Source organism: Enterobacter cloacae complex sp. P47BA (assembly GCF_014930485.1).
Lineage (GTDB): Bacteria > Pseudomonadota > Gammaproteobacteria > Enterobacterales > Enterobacteriaceae > Enterobacter > Enterobacter bugandensis.
The window spans coordinates 1-8764 of sequence record NZ_JADBRF010000015.1; the positions used below are offsets into that span (position 1 = coordinate 1).

At 56.0% G+C, this 8764-nt stretch carries 8 protein-coding genes and 2 tRNA genes; all 10 read left to right on the forward strand.

What is annotated here, in order from left to right; genetic code table 11:
• The first annotated feature begins 310 nt into the window (after window positions 1–310).
• On the forward strand, window positions 311–964 hold the full coding sequence (locus IM299_RS15535; protein ID WP_193357774.1) for a metal ABC transporter ATP-binding protein: 654 nt from the start codon (window positions 311–313) through the stop codon (window positions 962–964).
• Window positions 961–1821 (forward strand): metal ABC transporter permease, encoded by an 861-nt coding sequence (locus IM299_RS15540; protein ID WP_193357775.1) that lies wholly within the window; start codon window positions 961–963, stop codon window positions 1819–1821. The genes IM299_RS15535 and IM299_RS15540 overlap by 4 nt, the downstream gene beginning before the upstream one ends.
• Before the next feature lie 14 nt (window positions 1822–1835).
• Window positions 1836–2714, forward strand: a complete 879-nt coding sequence (locus IM299_RS15545) for a metal ABC transporter substrate-binding protein (protein ID WP_045629918.1) — start codon at window positions 1836–1838, stop codon at window positions 2712–2714.
• Window positions 2715–2843: 129 nt separating this feature from the next.
• Window positions 2844–3341: a nicotinamide-nucleotide amidase gene (gene pncC / locus IM299_RS15550; RefSeq protein WP_028014190.1), complete on the forward strand. Its 498-nt coding sequence runs from the start codon at window positions 2844–2846 to the stop codon at window positions 3339–3341.
• An 89-nt stretch (window positions 3342–3430) separates the two neighbouring features.
• Window positions 3431–4489 (forward strand): recombinase RecA, encoded by a 1059-nt coding sequence (recA, locus tag IM299_RS15555; protein WP_028014189.1) that lies wholly within the window; start codon window positions 3431–3433, stop codon window positions 4487–4489.
• Between the two features lie 68 nt (window positions 4490–4557).
• Window positions 4558–5058 (forward strand): recombination regulator RecX, encoded by a 501-nt coding sequence (gene recX, locus IM299_RS15560; RefSeq protein WP_048957170.1) that lies wholly within the window; start codon window positions 4558–4560, stop codon window positions 5056–5058.
• A 131-nt stretch (window positions 5059–5189) separates the two neighbouring features.
• A complete protein-coding gene (alaS, locus tag IM299_RS15565; protein WP_193357776.1) occupies window positions 5190–7817 on the forward strand; it encodes an alanine--tRNA ligase in 2628 nt (875 codons plus the stop codon).
• Between the two features lie 241 nt (window positions 7818–8058).
• Window positions 8059–8244, forward strand: coding sequence for a carbon storage regulator CsrA (gene csrA, locus IM299_RS15570; protein WP_000906486.1), 186 nt, complete (start codon window positions 8059–8061; stop codon window positions 8242–8244).
• A gap of 342 nt (window positions 8245–8586) precedes the next feature.
• Window positions 8587–8679, forward strand: a tRNA-Ser gene (locus IM299_RS15575).
• Window positions 8680–8683: 4 nt separating this feature from the next.
• Window positions 8684–8760: transfer RNA gene (locus IM299_RS15580), tRNA-Arg, on the forward strand.
• Window positions 8761–8764: the final 4 nt, after the last annotated feature.

Genomic DNA, 8764 nt, shown 5'->3' on the forward strand with positions numbered 1-8764 from the left:
CATCGCTGTAAGTTATTCATTTCTCTGAAGCAATGTTCATCGCTTCAGGAAAAAATTACTGGGGATCCCTCTCCCCTGTGGGAGAGGGCACCCGCGCGCACCTCTTTCCCGCAGAAACATTTCGCCACACTCCCATTTCATTCCCGCCGTTTACATCTTCATCGCCTTTCATTATTGTTATGTTATAACATTATTTTTGAGTTGAAATATCCATGTCCCTGTTTTCTCTCTCATCCCCGGTTCGGCTGCTGCTGGCGATGGTGCTCATTCTGTTTCTCGGGCTGGCCGTGCGCTGGGCGGTGGCGCTGCCATGATCGTGATGAACGCACTGGTTGCGGGCTACGACCGCCAGCCCGTCACGCGTCCGCTTTCGGGCGTGATTGAACGCGGCAGCATGACCGCGATTATCGGCGCCAACGGCTGCGGCAAATCCACGCTGCTGAAAACCCTCGCCGGATTTATTCCGCCCGTCAGCGGCAGATTTCACTGGCAGGGTAGACGACCGGTAATCGGCTGGCTGGCGCAGCGTCACGCGCTGGAAGCGCAATTTCCGCTGACCGTCCAGGACGTGGTGAGCATGGGCTGCTGGCCCGGAATTTCGCTTTTCGCCGGTTTTCGTCGCGAAGCGCGTCTGCGCATTAGTGGTGCACTTGAGCGCGTGGGGCTGGAGTCGATGGCGCTCTCCACCATTGATGAACTCTCCGGCGGCCAGTTTCAGCGCATGCTTTTTGCCCGCGTGTTAGTACAGCAGGCGCCGCTGGTGATGCTCGACGAGCCCTTCTCCGGCGTTGATGAAGCGACCTGCAACGTGCTGATGGACCTGATGCTGGAGATGTATATGCAGGGGCAAACGCTGCTCGCGGTACTGCACGACAGCGAGCGCGTAGCGCGCCACTTCCCGCAGACGCTGCTGCTGGATACTGACGCCCCCCAGTGGAAAACCGAACGGGTGAGGGTGGCATGATCTGGCACACATTCTTCCAGCCGTTTATCGAATTCGGTTTTATGCGCCGCGCGCTGGTGGTTTGCCTGGCGCTCTCCGTCAGCACCACCGCGCTCGGCGTGTTTCTTCAGCTGCGCCGGATGAGCCTGATGGGCGATGCGCTTTCTCACGCCATTTTGCCCGGCGTCGCCGTGGGGTATTTGCTCAGCGGGATGTCGCTGTTGGCTATGACCGTCGGCGGGTTTATCGCCGGGATTGCCGTTGCGCTGGTGGCCGGGCTGGTCAGCCGCCGCACGCCGCTGAAAGAGGATGCCAGCTTTGCCGGTTTTTACCTGGGGTCACTGGCGCTGGGCGTCACGCTGGTATCTCTGCGCGGCTCGAATGTCGATCTGCTGCATCTGCTGTTTGGTTCAATCCTCGCGGTGGACAACGACGCCGCGCTGTTTGTGACCGGCGTGTGCATCTTCACCCTTATCATGCTGGCCCTTTTTTACCGCGGGCTGGTGACGGAGGCGTTTGACACCGCCTGGCTGGAGGTGAATGCCCGCTGGCTACCCGGCGTATTGCACGGTCTGTTTCTGGCGCTGCTGGTCCTGAACCTGGTGGCCGGTTTTCAGGTGCTCGGCACGCTGATGGCCGTCGGGCTGATGATGCTCCCGGCGGTGGCGGCGCGCTGTTGGGTCCGCACCTTACCCGGATTACTCCTGATGGCCGGTATCAGCGGTATTTTCTGCGCGTGGCTGGGGCTAAGCCTCTCCTGGGCGGCAAGTTTACCGGCGGGGCCATCTATTGTGCTGACCGCCAGCGCGCTGTTCTTTATTTCCGTTTTATTTGGCACGCGCAGCAGGCTGGCTGGCAGCCTGCGGGCGCTTTTTTAACGCAAGGGGAAACGATGAAAAGTACAGGATTAATCATGGCGCTAGCGCTGGGGATGATGTCGCATAGCGTGATGGCGAAAACGCTGAATGTGGTCACCAGCTTTTCGATACTGGGGGATATCGCACAGGAGGTGGGGGGCGATCGTGTAAACGTGACGACGCTGGTGGGGCCGGACGGCGATCCCCATACCTTCGAACCGTCGCCTAAGGACAGCGCGGCGCTGAGCAAGGCTGACGTGGTCGTGGTCAACGGTTTGGGGCTGGAAGGCTGGCTCGACCGCCTGGTGAAAGCCTCCGGGTTCAAAGGCCAGCTGGTCGTTGCCTCAAACGGGGTGAAAACCCACACGCTTGAGGAAGATGGAAAGACCGTGACCGATCCGCACGCCTGGAACAGCGCGGCGAACGGTGCGCTGTATGCGCAAAATATTCTGAACGGGCTGGTGAAAGCCGATCCGGAAAACAAAGCGGCGCTGGAGGCTTCAGGAAAACCATACATTGCGCAACTGACCCAACTGGACAGCTGGGCCAAAACGCGCTTTAGCCAGATCCCGCAGGAAAAGCGCAAAGTGCTGACCAGCCATGACGCGTTTGGTTATTTTGGCCGCGCTTACGGCGTAACCTTCCTGGCACCTCAAGGGCTCTCTTCAGAGAGCGAGGCCAGCGCGTCGCAGGTGGCGGAGATTATCAAGCAGATTAAAGCCGACGGCGTGAAAACGTGGTTTATGGAAAACCAGCTCGATCCGCGTCTGGTGAAGCAGATTGCGTCGGCGACGGGCGCACAGCCGGGCGGCGAACTTTACCCGGAAGCCCTGTCGGCAAAAGGTGGGGCAGCAGACACCTACGTTAAGGCGTTTCGCCATAATGTCGATACGCTTGCGAACAGCATGAAATAATATTTCTACAGCCGGTGCGCCCGCACCGGCTTTTTTCTGAAGCCCCCTCGTAAAACCTGAAGCGCATCCCCATATCTGACGAGAAAGTGCTATCTTGTGCTGCACGTTTTTCTCAAGCCTGGAGCAAGAATGACTGACCATGAATTGATGCAGCTTAGCGAGATCGTTGGCCTTGCCCTGAAGCAGCGTGGCGCGACTATTACCACCGCGGAATCCTGCACCGGCGGCTGGGTGGCGAAAGCGATTACCGATATCGCCGGCAGTTCCGCCTGGTTTGAACGTGGCTTTGTGACCTACAGTAACGAAGCTAAGGCGCAGATGATTGGCGTGCGCGAAGCCACGCTGGAACAGCATGGCGCGGTCAGCGAACCGGTTGTCATTGAAATGGCCATTGGCGCGCTGAAAGAGGCGCGGGCAGATTACGCTATTTCCATCAGCGGCATCGCGGGGCCGGACGGCGGCAGCGACGTGAAGCCTGTCGGCACCGTCTGGTTCGGGTTTGCCACGTCCAAAGGGGAAGGGATCACCCGCCGGGAGTGCTTCAGCGGCGATCGCGAAAGCGTGCGTCGTCAGGCTACCGTTTATGCGTTAAAAACGCTCTGGCAACAATTTCTACAAAATACTTGATACTGTATGACTATACAGTATAATTGCACCAACAGAACAGAAGTCCATGGTGAAGCGCAGTTGCTTCTCCCGGCATGACAGGAGTAATAATGGCTATCGACGAAAACAAACAGAAAGCGTTGGCGGCAGCACTGGGCCAGATCGAAAAGCAATTCGGTAAAGGCTCCATCATGCGCCTGGGTGAAGACCGTTCCATGGATGTGGAAACTATCTCCACCGGTTCGCTTTCTCTGGATATCGCACTGGGCGCGGGCGGTTTGCCGATGGGGCGTATCGTAGAAATCTACGGTCCGGAATCCTCAGGTAAAACGACGCTGACCCTGCAGGTTGTTGCAGCGGCGCAGCGCGAAGGTAAAACCTGTGCGTTTATCGATGCCGAGCACGCGCTGGACCCGGTCTATGCCCGTAAGCTGGGCGTTGATATCGACAACCTGCTGTGTTCCCAGCCGGACACCGGCGAGCAGGCGCTGGAAATTTGTGACGCGCTGGCACGCTCCGGTGCGGTTGACGTGATCATCGTCGACTCCGTTGCGGCGCTGACGCCAAAAGCGGAAATCGAAGGTGAAATCGGTGACTCTCACATGGGCCTCGCGGCACGTATGATGAGCCAGGCGATGCGTAAGCTGGCCGGTAACCTGAAGCAGTCCAATACGCTGCTGATCTTCATCAACCAGATCCGTATGAAAATTGGTGTGATGTTCGGTAACCCGGAAACCACCACCGGTGGTAACGCTCTGAAATTCTACGCCTCTGTCCGTCTGGATATCCGCCGTATCGGCGCGGTGAAAGAGGGCGAGAACGTGGTGGGTAGCGAAACCCGCGTGAAGGTTGTGAAGAACAAAATCGCAGCACCGTTCAAACAGGCTGAATTCCAGATCCTCTACGGCGAAGGTATCAACTTCCTCGGCGAACTGGTTGACCTGGGCGTGAAAGAGAAGCTGATTGAAAAAGCGGGCGCCTGGTACAGCTACAACGGTGACAAGATTGGTCAGGGTAAAGCGAATGCTATCTCCTGGCTGAAAGAGAACCCGGCTGCGGCGAAAGAGATTGAGAAGAAGGTGCGTGAGCTTCTGCTGAACAACCAGGACTCCAAACCTGATTTCGTGGTGGATGCCGCGGATGCTGAAGAAACCAACGAAGACTTTTAAGTCTCTCGTGTAAAGATGAAGGGCTGCTGACGCGGCCCTTTTTGCATTTCTGATTCTGCAGGTTTTTTATGAGTGAACCGACATCACGCCGACCCGCCTACGCGCGCTTGCTGGATCGTGCGGTACGCATTCTCGCCGTGCGCGACCACAGTGAACAGGAGCTGCGGCGGAAGCTGTCAGCGCCCGTCATGAGCAAAAACGGGCCGGAGGAGATTGATGCCACTGCGGAAGACTACGACCGCGTGGTGGCCTGGTGCTATGAGCATCATTACCTGGACGATGACCGGTTTGCCTCGCGTTTTCTCGCCAGCCGTGGGCGTAAAGGGTATGGGCCCGCGCGCATCCGCCAGGAGCTAAGCCAGAAAGGGGTGACCAGGGAGTCCATCGAAAAAGCGATGCGTGAAAGCGACACGGACTGGTGCGAATTGGCAAAAGAACAGGCGATTCGAAAATACGGTGAACCGCTGCCGCGTGAATTTTCAGAAAAAGTCAAAATCCAGCGCTTTTTGCTCTACCGCGGCTTTCTGATGGAAGATATTCAGGATATCTGGCGTAATTTTGCCGATTGAACGCATGCGGGATTTTACTTCCCACCCAAGAAAACTTATCTTATTCCCACTTTTTCCAGTAGCTGGTCTGTCCAACGGTTTACCGATACAGACCTGCTACGACATTTCGTTAGCTTGATTTCAGGATAATTATGAGCAAGAGCACCGCTGAGATCCGTCAGGCGTTTCTCGATTTTTTCCATAGTAAGGGACACCAGGTTGTTGCCAGCAGCTCCCTGGTACCGAACAATGACCCGACTTTACTGTTTACCAACGCCGGGATGAACCAGTTCAAGGATGTTTTCCTTGGTCTCGACAAGCGTAATTATTCCCGCGCCACAACCTCACAGCGTTGCGTGCGTGCGGGCGGTAAACACAACGATCTGGAAAACGTCGGTTACACCGCGCGCCACCATACGTTCTTCGAAATGCTGGGTAACTTCAGCTTCGGCGACTACTTCAAACATGATGCCATTCAATACGCATGGGAGCTGCTGACCGGTGAAAACTGGTTCAACCTGCCGAAAGAGCGTCTGTGGGTGACCGTCTACGAAACCGATGACGAAGCGTTCGAAATCTGGGAAAAAGAAGTGGGTATCCCGCGCGAGCGTATTATTCGCATCGGTGATAACAAAGGCGCGCCATATGCGTCTGATAACTTCTGGCAGATGGGCGACACCGGTCCTTGCGGTCCGTGCACCGAGATCTTCTACGATCACGGCGACCATATCTGGGGCGGCCCTCCAGGCAGCCCGGAAGAAGACGGCGATCGCTATATTGAGATCTGGAACATCGTCTTCATGCAGTTCAACCGCCAGGCTGACGGCACTATGGAGCCGCTGCCGAAGCCATCCGTTGATACCGGTATGGGCCTGGAGCGTATTGCCGCAGTGCTGCAGCACGTTAACTCCAACTATGACATTGACCTGTTCAGCACGCTGATCAAATCCGTCGCGGAAGTGACCGGTGCGACCGACCTCAGCAACAAATCGCTGCGCGTAATCGCAGACCACATTCGTTCCTGTGCGTTCCTGATTGCCGACGGCGTTATCCCGTCGAATGAAAACCGTGGCTACGTGCTGCGTCGTATCATTCGTCGTGCCATCCGTCACGGCAACATGCTGGGCGCGAAGGACACCTTCTTCTATAAACTCGTTGGGCCACTGGTTGGCGTGATGGGTTCAGCCGGTGACGAGCTGAAACGTCAGCAGGCGCAGGTTGAGCAGGTTCTGAAAACCGAAGAAGAGCAGTTTGCGCGTACGCTGGAGCGCGGCCTGGCGCTGCTGGACGAGGAGCTGGCAAAGCTTAAGGGCGACACGCTGGATGGCGAAACCGCTTTCCGCCTGTACGACACCTACGGCTTCCCGGTTGACCTGACGGCGGACGTTTGCCGCGAGCGCAACATCAAAGTTGACGAAGCGGGCTTCGAAGCCGCGATGGAAGAGCAGCGCCGTCGTGCGCGTGAATCCAGCGGTTTCGGTGCAGACTACAACGCGATGATCCGCGTTGATAGCGCATCAGAATTCAAAGGTTATGACGCGCTGGAACTGACCGGCAAAGTGACCGCCCTGTTTGTTGACGGTAAAGCCGTGGACAGCATCAGCGCGGGTCAGGATGCGGTTGTCATTCTGGACAAAACTCCGTTCTACGCGGAGTCCGGCGGTCAGGTTGGTGATAAAGGCGAACTGAAAGGCAACGGCTTTAGCTTCAGCGTCAGCGACACCCAGAAATACGGTCAGGCGATCGGTCACCAGGGCAAACTGGTATCCGGTTCTCTGAAAGTGGGCGAGGGCGTACAGGCTAACGTTGATGAAGCACGCCGTGCGCGCATTCGTCTGAACCACTCTGCAACCCACCTGATGCACGCAGCCCTGCGCGACGTGCTGGGTACCCACGTTGCACAGAAAGGTTCTCTGGTAAACGATAAAGTGCTGCGCTTCGACTTCTCGCATTTTGAAGCGATGAAGCCGTCTGAAATTCGCGCGGTGGAAGACCTGGTGAACGCGCAGATCCGTCGTAACCTGCCAATTGAGACCCACATTATGGATCTTGAGGACGCGAAGAAAAAAGGTGCGATGGCGCTGTTTGGCGAGAAATATGACGAGCGCGTTCGCGTGCTGAGCATGGGCGACTTCTCTACCGAACTGTGCGGCGGTACTCACGCCTCGCGCACCGGTGACATCGGCCTGTTCCGCATTGTATCCGAATCTGGTACGGCTGCAGGTGTGCGTCGTATTGAAGCGGTGACCGGTGAAGGCGCAATCGCCAGCCTGCATGCGCAGAGCGATCAGCTGCACGACATCGCGCAGCTGCTGAAAGGCGATAGCCAGAATCTGGGCGAGAAAGTGCGCGTTGCGCTGGATCGTACTCGTCAGCTGGAAAAAGAGCTGCAGCAGCTGAAAGAGCAGGCTGCGGCGCAGGAGAGTGCAAACCTCTCCAGCAAGGCTGTAGACATTAAGGGCGTCAAACTGCTGGTCAGCGATCTGGCGGGCGTTGAGCCTAAGATGCTGCGTACTATGGTCGACGATCTCAAGAACCAGCTTGGTTCTACCGTTATCGTGCTGGCGACGGTGGCAGAAGGTAAGGTTTCTCTGATTGCGGGCGTCTCTAAGGATGTGACCGACCGCGTTAAAGCAGGGGAACTGATTGGTATGGTCGCTCAGCAGGTGGGCGGCAAGGGTGGCGGTCGTCCGGACATGGCGCAAGCCGGTGGTACGGATGCGGCGGCACTTCCTGCGGCATTAGCCAGCGTTGAAAGCTGGGTAAGCGCGAAACTGTAATAACTACAAAGCACAAGCAGACGCCATAGCGGCAACGTTATGGCGTCTTGTTCACTGTGCTATCGATAACGATAAAGTCAGGTTGAGTTTGTGTATATCGGCTAAACTTACGTTTAACAGAATGTGATGCCGTGACTGCTTACACTTTACGTGTTTGTCATCGCTTACTTTTTGGCGTTATATGATGGATAATGCCGGGATACAAGAGACCCGACTCTTTTAATCTTTCAAGGAGCAAAGAATGCTGATTCTGACTCGTCGAGTTGGTGAGACCCTCATGATTGGGGATGAGGTCACCGTGACAGTTTTAGGGGTAAAGGGTAACCAGGTACGTATTGGTGTTAACGCTCCTAAAGAAGTATCTGTCCACCGTGAAGAGATCTACCAGCGTATCCAGGCTGAAAAATCCCAGCAGTCCAGTTACTGATATTGTCGCGTCTCGCTGTCGGGCGAGACGCAACCCTCCCGCTATTTTTCCTGCATAAAGTTACCGTTCTATTTCAAACGCTTCGTTTTTGACCACTCTCATAACCTTATCTCATCCAAATAACGCGCTTCTCTCAACACAATTCTGTGAAGATGCCTGCAAAATCCGCTTATAAAACACTCTCTTTGCGGCTTTTACATGCGAATTGCGTGCGAATTGTGCAAACGAAAAAAGCATGTGGAAAATTGTTTGACTTATAAGTCCCAGAAAGTAATATATGCGCCACGCAGCGACGAGAAGCTCTTAACGAGTTGCTCGAAGCACTCGAAAGAGGCGTTGTGTGGTGAGGTGGCCGAGAGGCTGAAGGCGCTCCCCTGCTAAGGGAGTATGCGGTCAAAAGCTGCATCCGGGGTTCGAATCCCCGCCTCACCGCCATTTTGCATCCGTAGCTCAGCTGGATAGAGTACTCGGCTACGAACCGAGCGGTCGGAGGTTCGAATCCTCCCGGATGCACCATCTA

Excerpts from the sequence above, each read along its gene's own strand:
- alaS (WP_193357776.1), top strand. The coding sequence starts at position 5,190 with ATGAGCAAGAGCACCGCTGAGATCCGTCAGGCGTTTCTCGATTTTTTC.
- pncC (WP_028014190.1), top strand. The coding sequence starts at position 2,844 with ATGACTGACCATGAATTGATGCAGCTTAGCGAGATCGTTGGCCTTGCC.
- IM299_RS15540 (WP_193357775.1), top strand. The coding sequence starts at position 961 with ATGATCTGGCACACATTCTTCCAGCCGTTTATCGAATTCGGTTTTATG.
- recX (WP_048957170.1), top strand. The coding sequence starts at position 4,558 with ATGAGTGAACCGACATCACGCCGACCCGCCTACGCGCGCTTGCTGGAT.
- recA (WP_028014189.1), top strand. The coding sequence starts at position 3,431 with ATGGCTATCGACGAAAACAAACAGAAAGCGTTGGCGGCAGCACTGGGC.
- IM299_RS15535 (WP_193357774.1), top strand. The coding sequence starts at position 311 with ATGATCGTGATGAACGCACTGGTTGCGGGCTACGACCGCCAGCCCGTC.
- csrA (WP_000906486.1), top strand. The coding sequence starts at position 8,059 with ATGCTGATTCTGACTCGTCGAGTTGGTGAGACCCTCATGATTGGGGAT.
- IM299_RS15545 (WP_045629918.1), top strand. The coding sequence starts at position 1,836 with ATGAAAAGTACAGGATTAATCATGGCGCTAGCGCTGGGGATGATGTCG.